General features: G+C 46.3%; 14 protein-coding genes, 5 tRNA genes and 3 rRNA genes. 6 read left to right on the top strand and 16 right to left on the bottom strand.

Annotated features, from left to right (window positions below; all coding sequences use genetic code 11):
* Window positions 1–4 precede the first annotated feature (4 nt).
* The gene (gene ilvY / locus OCW38_RS14735; RefSeq protein WP_010433390.1) at window positions 5–895 is read left to right on the top strand and encodes an HTH-type transcriptional activator IlvY; all 891 of its coding nucleotides are present in this window, start codon (window positions 5–7) and stop codon (window positions 893–895) included.
* Window positions 896–1,009: 114 nt separating this feature from the next.
* Here ilvY and OCW38_RS14740 read toward each other — a convergent pair.
* The 8 genes from OCW38_RS14740 to OCW38_RS14775 all read right to left on the bottom strand — a co-directional run bounded on the left by OCW38_RS14740 (window position 1,010) and on the right by OCW38_RS14775 (window position 6,666).
* A tRNA-Ser gene (locus OCW38_RS14740) sits at window positions 1,010–1,100 on the bottom strand.
* 106 nt (window positions 1,101–1,206) lie between these two features.
* A 5S ribosomal RNA gene (rrf, locus tag OCW38_RS14745) occupies window positions 1,207–1,322 on the bottom strand.
* A gap of 99 nt (window positions 1,323–1,421) precedes the next feature.
* Window positions 1,422–4,315: ribosomal RNA gene (locus OCW38_RS14750) — 23S ribosomal RNA — on the bottom strand.
* Between the two features lie 314 nt (window positions 4,316–4,629).
* Window positions 4,630–4,705: transfer RNA gene (locus OCW38_RS14755), tRNA-Val, on the bottom strand.
* A gap of 29 nt (window positions 4,706–4,734) precedes the next feature.
* Window positions 4,735–4,810: transfer RNA gene (locus OCW38_RS14760), tRNA-Ala, on the bottom strand.
* A 25-nt stretch (window positions 4,811–4,835) separates the two neighbouring features.
* Window positions 4,836–4,911 (bottom strand) — tRNA-Lys (locus OCW38_RS14765).
* A gap of 2 nt (window positions 4,912–4,913) precedes the next feature.
* Window positions 4,914–4,989: transfer RNA gene (locus OCW38_RS14770), tRNA-Glu, on the bottom strand.
* A gap of 122 nt (window positions 4,990–5,111) precedes the next feature.
* A 16S ribosomal RNA gene (locus tag OCW38_RS14775) occupies window positions 5,112–6,666 on the bottom strand.
* The 16S, 23S and 5S rRNA genes sit together here with 5 tRNA genes alongside, the layout of an rRNA operon.
* Before the next feature lie 625 nt (window positions 6,667–7,291).
* On the opposite strand from OCW38_RS14775, the gene OCW38_RS14780 reads away from it, so the two are divergent.
* Entirely contained in the window at window positions 7,292–7,837 is a 546-nt protein-coding gene (locus OCW38_RS14780) for a gamma carbonic anhydrase family protein (protein ID WP_010433372.1), read from the top strand.
* On the opposite strand, the gene OCW38_RS14785 is transcribed toward OCW38_RS14780, so the two are convergent.
* The 4 genes from OCW38_RS14785 to OCW38_RS14800 all read right to left on the bottom strand — a co-directional run bounded on the left by OCW38_RS14785 (window position 7,834) and on the right by OCW38_RS14800 (window position 10,521).
* Window positions 7,834–8,103 (bottom strand): DUF1488 family protein, encoded by a 270-nt coding sequence (locus OCW38_RS14785; protein ID WP_010433369.1) that lies wholly within the window; start codon window positions 8,101–8,103, stop codon window positions 7,834–7,836. The two genes, OCW38_RS14780 and OCW38_RS14785, sit on opposite strands and share 4 nt — an antisense overlap.
* 17 nt (window positions 8,104–8,120) lie before the next feature.
* Entirely contained in the window at window positions 8,121–8,951 is an 831-nt protein-coding gene (gene aroE, locus OCW38_RS14790; RefSeq protein ID WP_065100101.1) for a shikimate dehydrogenase, read from the bottom strand.
* A gap of 75 nt (window positions 8,952–9,026) precedes the next feature.
* On the bottom strand, window positions 9,027–9,944 hold the full coding sequence (gene hemF, locus OCW38_RS14795) for an oxygen-dependent coproporphyrinogen oxidase (RefSeq protein ID WP_016767527.1): 918 nt from the start codon (window positions 9,942–9,944) through the stop codon (window positions 9,027–9,029).
* Window positions 9,945–9,963: 19 nt separating this feature from the next.
* On the bottom strand, window positions 9,964–10,521 hold the full coding sequence (locus OCW38_RS14800) for an L-threonylcarbamoyladenylate synthase (protein ID WP_010433350.1): 558 nt from the start codon (window positions 10,519–10,521) through the stop codon (window positions 9,964–9,966).
* A 195-nt stretch (window positions 10,522–10,716) separates the two neighbouring features.
* On the opposite strand from OCW38_RS14800, the gene purE reads away from it, so the two are divergent.
* A complete protein-coding gene (purE, locus tag OCW38_RS14805; protein ID WP_004735777.1) occupies window positions 10,717–11,202 on the top strand; it encodes a 5-(carboxyamino)imidazole ribonucleotide mutase in 486 nt (161 codons plus the stop codon).
* A 5-nt stretch (window positions 11,203–11,207) separates the two neighbouring features.
* Window positions 11,208–12,338: a 5-(carboxyamino)imidazole ribonucleotide synthase gene (locus OCW38_RS14810; RefSeq protein ID WP_010433347.1), complete on the top strand. Its 1,131-nt coding sequence runs from the start codon at window positions 11,208–11,210 to the stop codon at window positions 12,336–12,338.
* A gap of 68 nt (window positions 12,339–12,406) precedes the next feature.
* Here the strand turns inward: OCW38_RS14810 and OCW38_RS14815 are convergent, their stop codons facing one another.
* Genes OCW38_RS14815 through OCW38_RS14830 form a run of 4 tightly spaced genes read right to left on the bottom strand, consistent with a single transcriptional unit; the run spans window position 12,407 to window position 15,669 of the window.
* Window positions 12,407–12,976: a DNA topoisomerase family protein gene (locus OCW38_RS14815; RefSeq protein WP_010433345.1), complete on the bottom strand. Its 570-nt coding sequence runs from the start codon at window positions 12,974–12,976 to the stop codon at window positions 12,407–12,409.
* 12 nt (window positions 12,977–12,988) lie between these two features.
* A complete protein-coding gene (locus OCW38_RS14820) occupies window positions 12,989–13,465 on the bottom strand; it encodes a DUF494 family protein (RefSeq protein WP_009848094.1) in 477 nt (158 codons plus the stop codon).
* Window positions 13,466–13,468: 3 nt separating this feature from the next.
* Window positions 13,469–14,581 carry a DNA-processing protein DprA gene (dprA, locus tag OCW38_RS14825; protein ID WP_016767529.1) on the bottom strand — a complete coding sequence of 371 codons (1,113 nt, stop codon included), beginning with the start codon at window positions 14,579–14,581 and terminating at the stop codon, window positions 13,469–13,471.
* Window positions 14,578–15,669 carry a LysM peptidoglycan-binding domain-containing protein gene (locus OCW38_RS14830; RefSeq protein WP_016787660.1) on the bottom strand — a complete coding sequence of 364 codons (1,092 nt, stop codon included), beginning with the start codon at window positions 15,667–15,669 and terminating at the stop codon, window positions 14,578–14,580. Before OCW38_RS14830 ends, dprA begins: the two co-directional genes overlap by 4 nt.
* 140 nt (window positions 15,670–15,809) lie before the next feature.
* Here OCW38_RS14830 and def point away from each other — a divergent pair, with 140 nt between their 5' ends.
* Both def and fmt read left to right on the top strand, forming a co-directional pair.
* The gene (gene def / locus OCW38_RS14835) at window positions 15,810–16,322 is read left to right on the top strand and encodes a peptide deformylase (RefSeq protein ID WP_010433336.1); all 513 of its coding nucleotides are present in this window, start codon (window positions 15,810–15,812) and stop codon (window positions 16,320–16,322) included.
* 38 nt (window positions 16,323–16,360) lie between these two features.
* On the top strand, window positions 16,361–17,326 hold the full coding sequence (gene fmt / locus OCW38_RS14840) for a methionyl-tRNA formyltransferase (RefSeq protein ID WP_010433333.1): 966 nt from the start codon (window positions 16,361–16,363) through the stop codon (window positions 17,324–17,326).
* The last annotated feature ends 118 nt before the right edge of the window (window positions 17,327–17,444 follow it).

A 17,444-nucleotide genomic window follows, 5' to 3' on the forward strand; every position in this document is an offset into this window, starting at 1 on the left:
GAACATGAACATAAAATCTCTACAATTATTTATACATTTATGTGATAGCAAGAGTTTCAGCAAAACCGCTGCTGCTATGCACGTCAGTCCTTCAGCGCTGAGTCGTCAGGTACAAAAACTAGAAGAGGAGACGGGGCAAGAATTGCTTATCAGAGACAACCGCAGCGTTGATCTCACCCCAGCAGGCAAACACCTATTACCTGTTGCATTGAGCATTGTTGGAGAGTGGCAGCAATATAACCTTCATCTAAAGGGTGGAGAGCAGGAACTTAAAGGAGAAATTCGTATATTTTGCTCAGTAACGGCTAGTTATAGTCATCTTCCTGAGCTAATAACTGAATTCAGGGCAATTCATCCCTATATTGAATTCAAGCTATCTACTGGTGACCCAGCCCAATCCATCGATAAAATATTGAATGATGAGGCGGATATCGCGATCTCAGCGAAGCCAGATATCCTGCCTTCAAGGTTAGAGTTCGAGACCATCAGCGATATTCCACTGTCAGTCATCATTCCATCTGGCGTGAGTAGCTTTAGCCAGCAACTGCAATCAGATAAGCCCAACTGGAATGAAGTACCCTTTATCATCCCGGAAGCAGGGACAGCCCGAGAACGTGCAAACGCATGGTTCAAAAAGATGAAGATAAAGCCGAACATTTATGCTCAAGTTTCAGGGCATGAAGCGATCGTCAGTATGGTTGCTCTTGGTTGTGGAGTGGGTATTGCACCAGATGTCGTCATCAACAACAGTCCTGTACGAGACAAAGTAGACCGCTTAAAGATAGAGCCAATCAAACCATTTGAGTTAGGTGTGTGTTGTAAGCGCTCTCAGCTAGATAACCCTCTAATAAGAGCATTCTGGCAAGTTGCAGAGGGCAAATATTTAACAGACTAGCAATAATAAGGTTCAAGTAAACAAAAAGAGAAGGGCACGTCAGTGCTCTTCTCTTTTTGTTTATATTACATATAAGAAAAAAGCCCGCTGATTTCTCAGCGGGCTTTTCAATGGTGGTGGAGGGATAGGGATTTGAACCCTAGAACCGCTATTAACGGTTGCCGGTTTTCAAGACCGGTGCTTTCGACCACTCAGCCATCCCTCCAACAAATTGTCATCAATAGATTAGTACACTAATGATGTTGTTAATTGCTAATGCAAGTAACGATACCTTTTGTCTTCACTTTTAAAAAAGTGAAAATAAATTTGGAGCCTGGCGATGTCCTACTCTCACATGGGGAAGCCCCACACTACCATCGGCGCTATTGTGTTTCACTTCTGAGTTCGGCATGGAATCAGGTGGGTCCACAATGCTATGGTCGCCAAGCAAATTTTAAAATTCGGAAAGCTTATTTAAAAGTATTTCTCTTCAAACGCATTCAAGGTCTGTCTTTCTATTGAGTCCACAAAACCCCTTGGGTGTTGTATGGTTAAGCCTCACGGGCAATTAGTACAGGTTAGCTCAATGCCTCGCAGCACTTACACACCCTGCCTATCAACGTCGTAGTCTACGACAACCCTTTAGGACACTTATAGTGCCAGGGAAAACTCATCTCAAGGCTCGCTTCCCGCTTAGATGCTTTCAGCGGTTATCGATTCCGAACTTAGCTACCGGGCAATGCCATTGGCATGACAACCCGAACACCAGAGGTTCGTCCACTCCGGTCCTCTCGTACTAGGAGCAGCCCCTTTCAATTTTCCAACGCCCACGGCAGATAGGGACCGAACTGTCTCACGACGTTCTAAACCCAGCTCGCGTACCACTTTAAATGGCGAACAGCCATACCCTTGGGACCGACTTCAGCCCCAGGATGTGATGAGCCGACATCGAGGTGCCAAACACCGCCGTCGATATGAACTCTTGGGCGGTATCAGCCTGTTATCCCCGGAGTACCTTTTATCCGTTGAGCGATGGCCCTTCCATTCAGAACCACCGGATCACTATGACCTGCTTTCGCACCTGCTCGAATTGTCATTCTCGCAGTCAAGCGGGCTTATGCCATTGCACTAACCACACGATGTCCAACCGTGTTTAGCCCACCTTCGTGCTCCTCCGTTACTCTTTGGGAGGAGACCGCCCCAGTCAAACTACCCACCAGGCACTGTCCGTAATCCCGATTCAGGGACCAACGTTAGAACATCAAAACTACAAGGGTGGTATTTCAAGGACGACTCCATCACATCTAGCGACGCAATTTCATAGTCTCCCACCTATCCTACACATGTAGGTTCAATGTTCAGTGCCAAGCTGTAGTAAAGGTTCACGGGGTCTTTCCGTCTAGCCGCGGGTACACTGCATCTTCACAGCGATTTCAATTTCACTGAGTCTCGGGTGGAGACAGCGTGGCCATCATTACGCCATTCGTGCAGGTCGGAACTTACCCGACAAGGAATTTCGCTACCTTAGGACCGTTATAGTTACGGCCGCCGTTTACCGGGGCTTCGATCAAGAGCTTCGACCGAAGTCTAACCCCATCAATTAACCTTCCGGCACCGGGCAGGCGTCACACCGTATACGTCATCTTACGATTTTGCACAGTGCTGTGTTTTTAATAAACAGTTGCAGCCACCTGGTATCTGCGACTCTCGTCTGCTCCATCCGCAAGGGACTTCACTGATAAGAGCGTACCTTCTCCCGAAGTTACGGTACCATTTTGCCTAGTTCCTTCACCCGAGTTCTCTCAAGCGCCTTGGTATTCTCTACCCGACCACCTGTGTCGGTTTGGGGTACGATTCCTTACAATCTGAAGCTTAGAGGCTTTTCCTGGAAGCATGGCATCAATGACTTCACTACCGTAGTAGCTCGACATCGTATCTCAGCGTTAGTAGCGGTCCGGATTTACCTAAACCACCCGCCTACATACTTGAACCTGGACAACCGTCGCCAGGCCCACCTAGCCTTCTCCGTCCCCCCATCGCAATTGTAAGAAGTACGGGAATATTAACCCGTTTCCCATCGACTACGCCTTTCGGCCTCGCCTTAGGAGTCGACTTACCCTGCCCCGATTAACGTTGGACAGGAACCCTTGGTCTTCCGGCGAGGGAGTTTTTCACTCCCTTTATCGTTACTCATGTCAGCATTCGCACTTCTGATACCTCCAGCAGCCCTTACAGACCACCTTCAACGGCTTACAGAACGCTCCCCTACCCCACATACCCTAAGGTACGTAGCCGCAGCTTCGGTGTATAGCTTAGCCCCGTTACATCTTCCGCGCAGGCCGACTCGACCAGTGAGCTATTACGCTTTCTTTAAATGATGGCTGCTTCTAAGCCAACATCCTGGCTGTCTGAGCCTTCCCACATCGTTTCCCACTTAGCTATACTTTGGGACCTTAGCTGGCGGTCTGGGTTGTTTCCCTCTCCACGACGGACGTTAGCACCCGCCGTGTGTCTCCCGGATAGTACTTACTGGTATTCGGAGTTTGCAAAGGGTTGGTAAGTCGGGATGACCCCCTAGCCTTAACAGTGCTCTACCCCCAGTAGTATTCGTCCGAGGCGCTACCTAAATAGCTTTCGGGGAGAACCAGCTATCTCCAGGTTTGATTGGCCTTTCACCCCTAGCCACAAGTCATCCGCTAATTTTTCAACATTAGTCGGTTCGGTCCTCCAGTTGATGTTACTCAACCTTCAACCTGCCCATGGCTAGATCACCTGGTTTCGGGTCTAATCCTAGCAACTGTACGCCCAGTTAAGACTCGGTTTCCCTACGGCTCCCCTAAACGGTTAACCTTGCTACTAAAATTAAGTCGCTGACCCATTATACAAAAGGTACGCAGTCACACCACGAAGGTGCTCCTACTGCTTGTACGTACACGGTTTCAGGTTCTATTTCACTCCCCTCACAGGGGTTCTTTTCGCCTTTCCCTCACGGTACTGGTTCACTATCGGTCAGTCAGTAGTATTTAGCCTTGGAGGATGGTCCCCCCATATTCAGACAGGATATCACGTGTCCCGCCCTACTCGTTTTCACTGATTATGATGTGTCGGTTACGGGGCTATCACCCTTTATTGCGAGACTTTCCAGACTCTTCACCTGCATCATTAAAAGCTTAAGGGCTAATCCAATTTCGCTCGCCGCTACTTTCGGAATCTCGGTTGATTTCTCTTCCTCGGGGTACTTAGATGTTTCAGTTCCCCCGGTTTGCCTCCTGTTGCTATGTATTCACAACAGGATACTTACTTATGTAAGTAGGTTTCCCCATTCAGGAATCCCAGACTCAAAAGGTTATTACTACCTAATCTGGGCTTATCGCAAGTTATTACGCCTTTCATCGCCTCTGACTGCCAAGGCATCCACCGTGTACGCTTAGTCACTTAACCATACAACCCGAAAGGGTCTTAGCGTATGGCAACTAACCAAGGTTTTTGGTTGTCATCAAGAAGGGTTAATTCTTGATGACTGTTTGCCGGACTCAATTGTGAATCAAACTAAAGTTTGATTCGAATACAAGACACTTGAATGTGTTTGTTGTGTTTATCTAATGAAAGATAAACATTGAGAACTTTTAAATTTGATTGAATTACTCGTAAGTAATCAATCAGTCAGCTTTCCAAATTGTTAAAGAGCAAGAGTTTTTCAAGTTATAAACTTTCAAAACCATTTTTAAATACTCTCTTACGAGAATGCTTAAAGATGGTGGGCGATACCGGGCTCGAACCAGTGACCCCCTGCTTGTAAGGCAGGTGCTCTCCCAACTGAGCTAATCGCCCATAAAAGTTTTAATTCCTTATGGAAGGAATGGTGGAGCTATGCGGGATCGAACCGCAGACCTCCTGCGTGCAAGGCAGGCGCTCTCCCAGCTGAGCTATAGCCCCATATTTTTATTTCCTTGGGAGGAAATGGTGGGTCGTGCAGGATTCGAACCTGCGACCAATTGATTAAAAGTCAACTGCTCTACCAACTGAGCTAACGACCCAATGGTATCCCGTAGGGGAGTCGAACCCCTGTTACCGCCGTGAAAGGGCGGTGTCCTAGGCCTCTAGACGAACGGGACACTGCTAATTTATCTCTACTTTTAAAAGTAGAAACAAACCTTGAAGAACTTGGGAGTTCTTCATCTCTTTGCTTTTCTAAACCTAATCAATCTGTGTGGACACTCATCGTGGTATCTTCGTATAAGGAGGTGATCCAGCCCCAGGTTCCCCTAGGGCTACCTTGTTACGACTTCACCCCAGTCATGAACCACAAAGTGGTGAGCGTCCTCCCCGAAAGGTTAAACTACCCACTTCTTTTGCAGCCCACTCCCATGGTGTGACGGGCGGTGTGTACAAGGCCCGGGAACGTATTCACCGTGACATTCTGATTCACGATTACTAGCGATTCCGACTTCATGGAGTCGAGTTGCAGACTCCAATCCGGACTACGACGCACTTTTTGGGATTCGCTCACTATCGCTAGCTTGCTGCCCTCTGTATGCGCCATTGTAGCACGTGTGTAGCCCTACTCGTAAGGGCCATGATGACTTGACGTCGTCCCCACCTTCCTCCGGTTTATCACCGGCAGTCTCCCTGGAGTTCCCGACATGACTCGCTGGCAAACAAGGATAAGGGTTGCGCTCGTTGCGGGACTTAACCCAACATTTCACAACACGAGCTGACGACAGCCATGCAGCACCTGTCTCAGAGCTCCCGAAGGCACACCTGCGTCTCCGCTGGCTTCTCTGGATGTCAAGAGTAGGTAAGGTTCTTCGCGTTGCATCGAATTAAACCACATGCTCCACCGCTTGTGCGGGCCCCCGTCAATTCATTTGAGTTTTAATCTTGCGACCGTACTCCCCAGGCGGTCTACTTAACGCGTTAGCTCCGAAAGCCACGGCTCAAGGCCACAACCTCCAAGTAGACATCGTTTACGGCGTGGACTACCAGGGTATCTAATCCTGTTTGCTCCCCACGCTTTCGCATCTGAGTGTCAGTATCTGTCCAGGGGGCCGCCTTCGCCACTGGTATTCCTTCAGATCTCTACGCATTTCACCGCTACACCTGAAATTCTACCCCCCTCTACAGTACTCTAGTTCACCAGTTTCAAATGCAGTTCCGAGGTTGAGCCCCGGGCTTTCACATCTGACTTAATGAACCACCTGCATGCGCTTTACGCCCAGTAATTCCGATTAACGCTCGCACCCTCCGTATTACCGCGGCTGCTGGCACGGAGTTAGCCGGTGCTTCTTCTGTTGCTAACGTCAAGATGCGCAGCTATTAACTACACACCCTTCCTCACAACTGAAAGTACTTTACAACCCGAAGGCCTTCTTCATACACGCGGCATGGCTGCATCAGGCTTTCGCCCATTGTGCAATATTCCCCACTGCTGCCTCCCGTAGGAGTCTGGACCGTGTCTCAGTTCCAGTGTGGCTGATCATCCTCTCAGACCAGCTAGGGATCGTCGCCTTGGTGAGCCATTACCTCACCAACTAGCTAATCCCACCTAGGCATATCTTGACGCGAGAGGCCCGAAGGTCCCCCTCTTTGGCCCGTAGGCATCATGCGGTATTAGCCATCGTTTCCAATGGTTATCCCCCACATCAAGGCAATTTCCTAGGCATTACTCACCCGTCCGCCGCTCGACGCCCATTAACGCACCCGAAGGATTGTTAGTGTCGTTTCCGCTCGACTTGCATGTGTTAGGCCTGCCGCCAGCGTTCAATCTGAGCCATGATCAAACTCTTCAATTTAAAGTTTTGATTACCTAAATTAATAGGTGTGACTCAACGAATACTGACTTCAAAACTAATATTCATTCGCTCTTTCGAAAAAGATTGATGAACATGTAATTCTAAAGCTATTACCCCTCTCTTCTTAAATAAATAGGAACAGAATGGTAATGAATTGACTGTGCCAAAATTAAGTAAACTTAATTTTGTATTGGTCACTCAGTTCATTGAAATCATTGTGTTACCGAAGTAACTGTTTTATCCAAAGGATAAAACGTTTTGATATTCATCAACGAGTGCCCACACAGATTGATAGGTTTAAATTGTTAAAGAGCTTTTCCTTTTTGAGCTTCGCTCAAATCGGACGGCCATTTTAGCGATTTAAGTTTTAGTGTCAACCACTATTTTCAAAACTTTTTTCAAGCGCTTAGCTTGGCTAATTTGGCTTGTTGATTCGTTTTGGTTTCCTAAGAAGCCTTCCCGTTTCAACGAGGTCGCATTATAGAGATTTCGATCACACTGGCAAGCCCTTTTTGAAGTTTTTCTTACTTTTTTGATTGTTCGAGCGTTTTTTGTTCAAAACACCTCATTATCACTAGTATTCCTCTTAATTAAGGGCTTAAGGTACCTATATAAAGGAGGACTTATGAGTTCAATACGCAGTTATAAAGGAATATCCCCTCAGATTGGACAAGGTGTCTATATAGATACAAGTTCGGTACTGGTTGGTGATATCAAAATCGGTGACGACTCTAGCGTGTGGCCTTTGGTTGCAGCTCGAGGAGATGTTAACCACATTCATATTGGGGAGAGAACGAATATCCAAGACGGCAGTGTCTTGCATGTCACCCATAAGAATGCAGAAAACCCTGACGGTTATCCTCTATTAATAGGTAATGATGTCACTATCGGACATAAAGTAATGCTGCATGGCTGTACTATTGAAGATCGCGTACTTGTTGGCATGGGAGCTATCGTGCTTGATGGCGTTATTGTTAAAGAAGAAGTGATGATTGGTGCTGGTAGCTTAGTTCCACCTAATAAGGTACTTGAAAGCGGTTATCTATATGTAGGAAGCCCAGTAAAACAAGCACGCCCATTAAATGATAAAGAGCGTGCCTTTTTACAGAAGTCAGCTGACAACTATGTTCAGAATAAAAACGACTATCTAGACTCTGTACTGCCAGTCTAAAGCATTTTGATTTGAATCCGATTAGAGGAGTCATACTCCTCTTCTTCTATTAACTCTTCAGCTAGCTCTTCAATATCAAAACGTAACTCTGAAAAAATAACTAAAGCTTGATCGCCTTCTCCTATCTCTTTACCAGCTAATCGAGATAGTTCCTCAATAGACATTACACACTCAATCAGGGCGCCCGACTGCTGCGCAGGGAAGGTGATTGATTGATTCTCTTCATCCCAATCTTGTATATCCGGAAATAGAATTGATTGATTCATTTTTTATAAATACCTTCTTACATCTCTAGGTTTTTACGTAATTCTCTTAAAATCTGTTTTGTTCCCGGACGAAGGCCACGCCAAAGCATAAAGCTTTCTGCTGCCTGTCCCACTAACATGCCCAAACCATCATAAGCAGCATGAACACCATTATCTAATGCCCATTGATTAAATACGGTAGTTCCCGAACCGTAAACCATGTCATAAACGGAACTATTCGAATTAAAGATAATCTCAGAAACTTCAGGAAGCTGACCACTTAGACCAGATGAGGTCGAGTTAATGATGACATCAAACCCTTCATTAACATCGCTTAATCCCATTCCTTTAATGTTTCCATATGAAGAAAACATCTCAGCCAGAAGTTCAGCCTTTGAACTAGTTCGATTTGCGACCACCAACTGTTTTGGCTTTTGGTCGAGAAGAGGTTGAATCACTCCTCTCGCAGCACCACCAGCGCCAAGAAGAAGAACGCGAGCTCCTTTTAACGCAACTTGATGTTGAAGCAGATCTTGAACTAAACCCTCACCATCGGTGTTATCACCAATGATTTCTCCGTCATCGAGCTTCTTAAGTGTGTTTACAGCACCAGCTAGTTCAGCCCTTTCAGTTAGGCGATTGGCAAACTGATACGCATCTTCTTTAAAAGGTGCTGTGACATTACATCCTCTACCACCTTCGCTGAAAAAGGCTTTCGCAGCAGTGATAAATTCACCATGTTCTGGCTGTAATGCTGTATAGGTAAGTTGTTGGCTGGTTTGGCGAGCAAATAATGTGTGAATGAATGGCGATTTGCTTTGACCAATAGGGTTACCGAAAACGGCATAACGATCTACTTGCTGTGTCATATCCTTACCTAACAGAAATAAAAAAGGGTCTTCTATATAGATGACCCTATCACTATCCCTATAAGGAAGGAAGAACTACCAAACTCGAGGCTTTAGGTAGTCGCTATAAAGCAGAGCTTCTGGTGAGCCCGCTTGTGGTTCATAGCGATATTCCCAACGAGCCAACGGCGGCATCGACATCAATATAGACTCTGTGCGACCACCACTTTGCAGGCCAAATAAGGTGCCACGGTCATACACAAGGTTAAATTCAACATAGCGACCACGACGATAAAGCTGGAAGTCACGCTCACGTTCACCATAAGGTGTCTCTTTGCGTCGTTCTACAATTGGTAAATACGCGGCTGCAAAACCTTCACCGACCGCCTGCATATAAGCGAAGCTCTTTTCAAAGCCCCACTCGTTTAAGTCATCAAAGAACAGACCGCCAACACCACGTGTTTCATCACGGTGAGGTAGATAGAAGTACTTATCACACCACTCTTTGTGTTCTTGGTAAACATCATCACCAAATGGTGCACACAGGTCTTTAGCAGTTTGATGCCAAGATTGGCAATCTTCATCGACAGGATAGAATGGCGTTAAATCAAAACCACCACCGAACCACCAGATAGGATCTTCCCCTTCCTTTTCGGCAATAAAGAATCGTACGTTCGCGTGTGAGGTTGGGATGTATGGGTTTTTAGGATGGATAACTAATGAGACACCCATAGCTTCAAACTTACGTCCGGCTAATTCAGGACGGTGAGCTGTTGCAGAGGCAGGCATAGCCTTACCAGCGACATGAGAAAAGTTAACACCGCCTTGCTCAAATACCGCACCATTGGTCATCACGCGAGTTCGACCACCGCCACCAAGACGTTCGCCAGGTTCACGCTGCCATGCATCTTCTTCAAAAAGAGCTGCACCATCAGCTTGTTCAAGCTGTTGGCAAATCGAATCTTGTAGGCTCAGTAAAAACTGCTTTACTGCTTCTTTATCAATTGCTGACATCTTACTTCCTTTGCAGGGTTTAACCCTGTCTTAATATTTTCGACGTTTTTGCATCTCTAATTTCGCTTGGTTTTTCGCGACCACCCGTGTGACCTTCTAAAATAGAGACTAGATATTGGCCAAGTTGCTGCTGAACTTCTTCAGTCGTCATGCAAGGCGGCTCGCCAGTCAGGTTGGCACTGGTAGAGGTTAACGGCTTACCGAATTCATTACACATTCTTTGAACTAAAGGGTGATCAGTCACTCGTACTGCAATGGAATCAAACTGGCCGCTGACCCAGTTAGTCACTTTGCTGCTGGTTGGCATGATCCAAGTAACTGGGCCAGGCCACGTTGCTTTTACGGTCGCTAACTGCGCTTCCGTCAACTGGCTTTCATCAATATAAGGCAACAACTGCTCATAACTCGCAGCAATTAGGATCAACCCTTTCTCCATCGGTCGCTGTTTTAAATCGAGCAATTTCTTGATAGCTTGTGGATTATCGGGATCACAACCGACCCCAAAAACGCCTTCGGTAGGGTAAGCAATGACTTCACCTTGCTGTAATGCCTGCAATGTATGTTGAAAGTTATCCACGGGCTGCCTCGTTAATTCAGTTATCAAACTCGCTAAGTGTACAAATTATCATTCACTGTGACTAAAGCTATTTGTTTATAAAATGTATCAATTAACAACTTAGACTGACGCAAACGTTTTCCTTAGGCAGTTTTACCCGTATAATGCGCGCAAAATATCTAATCACTAATTAAATCGTACCTGAAGGAGTTTGAGATGACTGTCGGTATTATCATGGGTTCTAAATCTGATTGGCCAACAATGAAGCTAGCTGCAGAAATGTTGGATCAGTTTGGCGTGGCGTACGAAACAAAAGTGGTTTCTGCTCACCGCACACCTCAGTTGCTTGCAGACTACGCAACCAGTGCGAAAGAGCGCGGTATTAAAGTGATTATTGCGGGTGCGGGTGGTGCTGCGCATCTTCCGGGTATGGCTGCAGCTTTCACAAGCGTACCTGTTCTTGGTGTTCCCGTTCAGTCTAAAGCACTGAAAGGCATGGACTCTCTGCTTTCTATTGTACAAATGCCAAAAGGTATCGCGGTAGGTACTCTGGCTATCGGTGAAGCTGGTGCTGCTAACGCTGGTATCCTAGCCGCGCAAATCATTGGTACTCACAATGAAGAAGTGATGGCAAAAGTAGAAGCGTTCCGCTCTGAGCAAACAGAAACGGTTCTGGCTAATCCAAACCCTGCAGAGGACTAATTCCCATGCATGTTCTTGTGTTAGGCGCGGGCCAACTTGCTCGCATGATGTCCCTAGCTGGGGCACCACTGAATATTGAAATTTCTGCTTTTGATGTTGGCAGCAAAAATATTGTTCACCCATTAACGCAAGCGATTCTAGGCAGCGGCTTAGAAAATGCGATTGAGCGTGCGGACGTCATTACTGCTGAATTCGAACATATCCCTCACGATGTACTTGAGGTGTGTGAGCGCAGCGGTAAGTTCTTACCGACAACAGAAGCAATCAAAGCTGGCGGTGATCGTCGCCTTGAAAAAGCCCTGTTAGACGAAGCAAATGTGAAAAATGCCAAGTACTACGTGATTAATTCTCGCGAAGACTTTGACGCTGCGATCGCTCACGTTGGCTTACCAATGGTATTGAAGAGCACACTTGGCGGCTACGATGGCAAAGGTCAATGGCGCTTAAAGACATTAGACAATGTTGACACGACATGGACAGAAATGGCGGAGTGCATTGCCGCAACAGATAACCAAGCAATTGTGGCTGAAGAGTTCGTCCCGTTTGATCGCGAAGTCTCACTGGTCGGTGCTCGTGGTATCAATGGCGATATTCAAGTGTACCCACTGGCTGAGAATGTTCACACCGATGGCGTGTTGAGCTTATCGACAGCAATTGATGACATTGAACTGCAAGAGCAAGCGAAAACCATGTTCACCTCAGTTGCAGAGCGTTTGGATTACGTTGGTGTGTTGGCGCTTGAATTCTTTGATGTTAAAGGTTCACTGCTTGTAAATGAGATTGCACCACGTGTTCATAACTCTGGCCACTGGACTCAACAAGGTGCTGAAACTTGTCAGTTTGAAAATCACCTACGTGCCGTATGTGGAATGCCACTAGGCAGCACTAAACTGATTCGTCCCACGGCAATGATCAACATTCTTGGCGAAGATACCCTCCCTGAGGCTATTCTGGCTCAAGACGGTTGTCATGTTCATTGGTATGGCAAAGAGAAGCGTGCGGGTCGTAAGATGGGCCACATCAATGTGAGCGCTGACTACAACGCCGAGCTGCAAAGAACATTATGTTCATTGGCAAACATTCTCGATAAGCAAGCCTACCCTGCTGTTCATGAATTTGCAGAGCAACTGAAGTAAGCTTTCATTGTGGGTTTAATATAGAAACGGCGCTCATTGAGCGCCGTTTTTGTGTCTATAACATAAGGTTATTGAGATTGAATGTGGTGACACTTGCGATCAGCACATTGCTTCTTAGTACCACTGGCCGTTTTCTTCTCCAGCAACAATGGAAACAAGCATTCTTCACAACGACCTATAACAGGTGGCTGATTAACGGCGAATTTACACTTAGGGTAGTTATCACAAGCATAGAAGATTTTGCCATAGCGAGATTTACGCTCAACCAAATGGCCTCTGCCACACTCAGGGCAAGCAACAAGTGGCTGCTCTTCAGGCCGTTCTTTCGGTTGGTCCAAAGATTCGATGTGATTACACTCTGGATAGCTGCTACAACCAATAAACATCCCAAAGCGACCTTGCCTTAATACCAATTCGTTTTGGCATTTAGGACATGGTACACCCAGCTCTTTCACCACATGGCCATCGTTTTGATGTAGGGGTTTGATGTAATCGCAACTTGGATACTGCTTGCAGCCTAAAAATGGACCGTGCTTACCATGGCGAAGCTGAAGCTCTCCACCACACTGTGGACATGGTTCATGCTCTAGTGCATGTTCATGTGCTGAAAAAAGCTGATTATCAATCTTACTACTCATGACAAGCCTGTATTAATGCAAGATACCTTGCTCTTTGGTGTACAACAGCTCTTCCATTTGCGTGTAAGCACTTTCATTACCCGGCACATTAAATAGCACCATTAAGATAATCCATTTCAGATCATCCAATTCAAATTCGTTGGTCTCAAGCCCCATCACACGATCAATCACCATTTCACGAATCTCTGTTGTGAGTACATTGATCTGCTCAAGGAACAGTAAGAAACCTCGACACTCCATATTAATACGTGAAATCTCTCGACTGGTATAAATACGCATCGAGGTATTGGAACACACACTAATCGCCGCTTGGTTCTCGGTATCTTGCAATGCTGCAAGATCTTCTAACCAATGGAGAGCCTTATAAATATCATCTTGGTGAAACCCTGCTCGAAGAAGCTCATCTTCCAGCTCATCTTGATCCACCTGCAATTCAGAATCGCTATGGATGTAGGTTTCAAACAAGTACATCAGTATGTCCATCATCATAGCTTAGCCTCTCCCCTTTCGAATATAGCCACCGGAAACTGCAACAACATGCCCTGAGAGCTCAAGCTCCAAAAGCTGCATCATGACCTCATGCACAGGTATATGGGTTCTCTGTGCCAAAATATCAACGGGTGTCGCCTCTAACCCTACGTTAGCGAACAGCTGTGGAAATGGCAATTGTTCATTTTCCCCAATACTGGACGTAGGTTCGAACAAACTGGGCTGCTGATCAATAGACCAGTCTAACAGACTCTTTATTTCAATCAGAACATCTTGAGCACTCTGTACCAAACATGCACCAGCTTTGATTAAACTATTCCCTCCACGACTGGTTGGGCTATGAATAGAACCTGGAAGCGCGAAAACCTCGCGCCCCTGCTCCATGGCATAGCGAGCCGTAATCAAAGAGCCACTTTTCTCAGCTGCTTCAACCACTAAGGTTCCGAGCGATAAACCACTTATAATACGGTTACGACGAGGAAAATGTTCAGGTCGTGGTTTGGCATCTGGACGGAACTCTGAAATCAACGCACCATTCTCACAAATTCTATCCGCTAAATTTCGGTGTCGGACAGGATAAATAGAATCCAAACCCGAACCCAACACAGCAAAAGTTTCCCCACCCTTATCTAGAGCACCATCATGAGCATAGCCATCGATACCGAGCGCTAAGCCACTGGTGACAATCAAACCGTTTTGAACGAACTCTTTGGCGAAAGACTTCGCGGTTTGCAACCCTTCGAGACTAGCATTGCGACTGCCGACCATCGCGATTTGAGGCTCAATCAATTTTTCAACATGACCTTTAACAAAAAGCACACTTGGCGCAGAGGCGGTCTCATTCAGCAGTTTGGGGTAATGAGGGCAATTCGGGGTAAGGATGTGATGGTTGGGTTGTCTTGCTTGCCACGCTAAGCAAGCCTCCACTTCTCTTGGGGCTTGCTCTCTTAAATAAGCAATTTGCTTGGCAGACAGACCAAGCGCTTGCAGTTGCTGACTTGAGTAACCAACAATATTCGAAGGGGAATCAATGCTCAGCAATCGAGAAAGTCGCTTGCCACCCAATTGCGGAACAAAGCTCAGAGAGAGCCAAGCGATCAGTGGTTGCTCATTCACTTGGTGCCCTTAACCTCTTCCTTCAAAGCAAGGTCCACAGGCGATACCGCCAGAATGCCATTGCTAACCGGTTTTGAGCTCTGAGTAATCAGGGCGAGACTAAAATACTCGTAAGGGCGGATGACCATCAAACTACCGAGCGAGGTACTTGGCAATTGCACCTTATCGCTCGCCGCTGACTCTTTGTAGCTGTATTCACCTTGCTTACCAAACACCACAGCGCCGTTTTCGCTGAGGGTAAACATAGAGCCTTGGCGAAGATTGTCCTGTGAGCCTTTATTGATAACGACCACCTGATTCTTTGCACTGTATTGGCTGCCATCTAATGAACCCAATATATTAGCAAACTGCCCTGCAGCACTAGGCGCTGGATAAAATGTGGTTGAGAGCTTCACCTGATCGACACCAAGCTCAGGCAACACTAGATCGTTAAGCAGCACCTCTTGCAGTTGGGTCTCGATCTGTAAGCGACTGAACTCAGCGTCCACTTCTTTTAAGCGTGCCGTGGCGACCAAACGTAACGAGGTCATACTCGCCTGAGGTAGCTGTCGCTGGTAAGTTTCGACGGCGCGGTAGATACCCCACTTGGGATACTGCTGTTTACCCGAGATAAATAACCGGTCTTCACCCGATAAGAAACGTTTACCATCGCTTGTCCCCAACACTCGTTGAGCTGATTGGATATCTTGCTGCTCAACCAAGCGGTCAGATTGTAGATATGGCAGAACCAGCCCCTCGTTGACGGTAGGCACCGCTTTCTTCTCAGAGACACGAATCTTAGGGCTCAGTTTAATTACAGGCTTTAGGCTCAATACAGGCTCGCCATTAATCCAAACCAAAGACAATTTATCTCCGGGGTAAATAAGGTGAGGGTTTTCTATCTCTGGATTTACTTGCCACAACCTCGGCCACAACCAAGGACTATCGAGATACATCGTGGAAATATCCCATAAGGTATCGCCCTTAACTACGACATAAACCTGAGGTGCATCCTGCCTAATGGTTAAAGGTTGCTCACTATTTTCAGCCATAACGGTGAACGAAAGTGAGGCACAAACGAGAGAAAAAATAGAAGAAAAATGACGCATGACCTAGGTTCCTTGGTCTGAATATATGACATCTGATTTGAGAATTACCTTCAGGATGCTGTCATTTGACCTCTAAAATGTCTAGAATTGAGCCAACAAGGTTTAAGCTGTTTCGGCACAGTTCAATATTTCGAGTGTATATGTCTGTATTACAAGTATTAACATTACCAGATGATCGTCTACGTACCGTGGCGAAACCGGTAAAAGAAGTTACCCCAGAGATTCAAAAGTTCGTTGATGACATGATTGAAACCATGTACGACGAAGAAGGTATCGGCCTTGCGGCAACGCAAGTAGATTTCCACCAACGCATCGTTGTTATCGATATTTCAGAAACACGTGATGAACCTATTGTTCTGATCAACCCTGAAATTACCGAGAAGCGTGGCGAAGATGGTATCGAAGAAGGCTGTCTATCTGTACCCGGCGCTCGAGCTCTAGTACCTCGCGCTGCAGAAGTAACAGTTAAAGCATTGGACCGCGAAGGCAACGAATTCACATTCGACGCTGACGACCTTCTGGCTATCTGTGTTCAGCACGAACTTGACCACCTAGAAGGTAAGTTGTTTGTTGATTACCTATCGCCACTAAAGCGCAAACGTATTCAAGATAAGCTAGCGAAGATTAAACGTTTCAACGAGAAACAAGGTTAATAACCGCTGCTATTACTAAATTAAGAAGGAAGTCTACCTTGAGTCAATCTTTAAGAATTGTCTTCGCAGGTACTCCGGATTTCGCCGCCCGTCACTTGGCGGCGTTGTTGTCTTCGGAGCATGAAGTTATTGCTGTTTACACACAGCCAGATCGTCCAGCAGGCCGCGGTAAAAAACTGACTGCGAGCCCGGTAAAAAACATCGCACTTGAAAACAATATTCCGGTTTACCAACCAGAAAACTTCAAGTCAGATGAAGCTAAGCAAGAGCTAGCAGATTTGAATGCTGACATCATGGTTGTTGTCGCTTACGGCTTATTGCTTCCACAAGCTGTATTAGATACGCCTCGCTTAGGTTGTATCAACGTGCATGGTTCAATCCTGCCACGCTGGCGTGGTGCTGCTCCGATCCAACGCTCTATCTGGGCGGGCGATAAAGAGACTGGCGTGACGATCATGCAGATGGATATCGGCCTAGATACCGGTGATATGCTAAGCATCGCAACGCTACCAATCGAATCTACAGATACCAGTGCGTCAATGTACGAAAAGTTAGCTGGTCTTGGTCCTGATGCTCTTGTTGAGTGTTTAGCAGACATCGCTTCTGGTAAGGCTGTTGCTGAGAAGCAAGATGACGAGCTTGCTAACTACGCGAAGAAGCTGAGCAAAGAAGAAGCAAAAATTGATTGGAATGACAGTGCAGAACACATCGAACGTTGTGTGCGCGCTTTCAACCCATGGCCAATGAGTCACTTTGCGATTACTGATAGCAGCTCTAATGATGAAAAAAGCATTAAAGTTTGGCAGACACGTGTTGATGAAGAATCGACGTCTGCGCCAGCTGGCTCAATAATCAAAGCAGATAAGACTGGTATTTATGTTGCGACTGGCGACAAAGTACTAGTATTGGAACAGTTACAAGTTCCAGGCAAAAAAGCTATGTCAGTTCAAGATATCTTGAACTCACGTGCAAGCTGGTTTGAAGTTGGTACTCAACTTTCTTAACCGCTTTAAAGCTACTCAATATGTACTTAAAAACGTGTAGCTTGTAAAAACACAGTTTAGAAAACCTTTACGAGGGCAGAGATGCCCTCATGTATTCAAATAAATATTCGGTACCCCT

The organism is Vibrio cyclitrophicus (genome assembly GCF_024347435.1).
Classification (GTDB): domain Bacteria; phylum Pseudomonadota; class Gammaproteobacteria; order Enterobacterales; family Vibrionaceae; genus Vibrio; species Vibrio cyclitrophicus.

Coding starts and splice junctions, on each gene's coding strand:
- ilvY (WP_010433390.1), top strand. CDS start 5: ATGAACATAAAATCTCTACAATTATTTATACATTTATGTGATAGCAAG.
- OCW38_RS14780 (WP_010433372.1), top strand. CDS start 7,292: ATGAGTTCAATACGCAGTTATAAAGGAATATCCCCTCAGATTGGACAA.
- OCW38_RS14785 (WP_010433369.1), bottom strand. CDS start 8,103: ATGAATCAATCAATTCTATTTCCGGATATACAAGATTGGGATGAAGAG.
- aroE (WP_065100101.1), bottom strand. CDS start 8,951: ATGACACAGCAAGTAGATCGTTATGCCGTTTTCGGTAACCCTATTGGT.
- hemF (WP_016767527.1), bottom strand. CDS start 9,944: ATGTCAGCAATTGATAAAGAAGCAGTAAAGCAGTTTTTACTGAGCCTA.
- purE (WP_004735777.1), top strand. CDS start 10,717: ATGACTGTCGGTATTATCATGGGTTCTAAATCTGATTGGCCAACAATG.
- OCW38_RS14810 (WP_010433347.1), top strand. CDS start 11,208: ATGCATGTTCTTGTGTTAGGCGCGGGCCAACTTGCTCGCATGATGTCC.
- OCW38_RS14815 (WP_010433345.1), bottom strand. CDS start 12,976: ATGAGTAGTAAGATTGATAATCAGCTTTTTTCAGCACATGAACATGCA.
- OCW38_RS14820 (WP_009848094.1), bottom strand. CDS start 13,465: ATGATGATGGACATACTGATGTACTTGTTTGAAACCTACATCCATAGC.
- OCW38_RS14830 (WP_016787660.1), bottom strand. CDS start 15,669: ATGCGTCATTTTTCTTCTATTTTTTCTCTCGTTTGTGCCTCACTTTCG.
- def (WP_010433336.1), top strand. CDS start 15,810: ATGTCTGTATTACAAGTATTAACATTACCAGATGATCGTCTACGTACC.